We start from the raw sequence: 1,184 nt of genomic DNA on the forward strand, positions 1-1,184 counted from the left end.
AGTGACGGAAATCCAGCTCTCTGAAAAAGCTGTCCATTTACAAGGGCAAGATCCTATTTATTATGATGATCTTATTGTGGGTTTAGGATGCGAAGACAAATATCACGGTGTACCTGGAGCGCAGGAACATACGTTAAGCATCCAGACGATCGACAAATCAAGACAGACGTATCAAATCCTGAACAATCTTCCTGCCAATGCGGTTGTCGGCGTAGTCGGTGCTGGACTTAGCGGAGTTGAGCTTGCCTCTGAACTTAGGGAAAGCCGCCCAGACTTGTCCATCAAGCTTTTTGACCGCGGCGAGATTATCCTTCCTGCTTTTAAAAAGCGTTTGAGCAACTATGTACAGAACTGGTTCATCGAACACGGTGTCGAGGTCATCAACCGCTCAAACATTACAAAGGTTGAAGAAGGATGTTTGTACAACCATGATGAAAGAATTGACTGCGATGCTGTCGTTTGGACAGCAGGAATACAGCCTAACCGCATCGTAAGAGATCTGGATGTGGAAAAAGATGCTCAAGGGCGAGTCGTTCTTTCTCCATATCACCATCTTCCAGAAGATAACAGTGTTTTTGTTGTCGGTGACTGTGCAAGCCTTCCGTTTGCACCGAGCGCCCAGCTTGCTGAAGAGCAGGCTGAACAGATTGCTGAAGTGCTCCTCGCCAAATGGAATAACGAAACGATGCCGGAGCTTGACGAAATTAAGCTTAAAGGTGTCATGGGATCTCTCGGCAAGAAAAGCGGATTCGGCACGATGGGAACAGCGGCACTTATCGGCCGCGTTCCACGATTGCTGAAATCGGGAATTCTCTGGCTTTACAAATATCAGGTATAACGCAAAAAAAGTCTGATCCTCATAAAAGGTTCAGACTCTTTTTTTTGCTTTTACCACCAAAGAGGGCGGAATCGTCTTACTCCCCAGAAAGGAAAACCAAACACGCCAAATCCCGGATAAACCCATGGGCCGACGAAGAAAACCCGGCTGTCCCTTTCCGTCTCACCCTGCATAGCAAGATACATGTTGTCGTTGTCAAAACTATGCATCTTGCCCGTGTATACCTTGCCGTCCTGCATCTCTATCTCGACATTTCTGCCCATATGTGTCTGACAGAGCAAGTGGAAATGCTTATGCTGATGGGTATAATGGATGCCATATGGAACAGATGATGATTCTCCGCAGC

Annotated in this window: 2 protein-coding genes; one reads left to right on the forward strand and one right to left on the reverse strand. The window is 46.9% G+C overall.

Translation table 11 applies throughout. The annotated features are described in order from the left end of the window. Positions 1-838: NAD(P)/FAD-dependent oxidoreductase (locus tag CGZ90_RS19715; RefSeq protein WP_106408332.1), on the forward strand; the 838-nt coding region annotated here is incomplete at its 5' end. Positions 839-888: 50 nt separating this feature from the next. Here the strand turns inward: CGZ90_RS19715 and CGZ90_RS20890 are convergent. After that, a partial coding sequence (locus tag CGZ90_RS20890) for an LSM domain-containing protein (RefSeq protein ID WP_094254200.1) occupies positions 889-1,184 on the reverse strand: 296 nt, incomplete at its 5' end.

It is taken from the genome of Fictibacillus aquaticus, from assembly GCF_002245695.1.
Taxonomy (GTDB): Bacteria; Bacillota; Bacilli; order Bacillales; family Fictibacillaceae; genus Fictibacillus; species Fictibacillus aquaticus.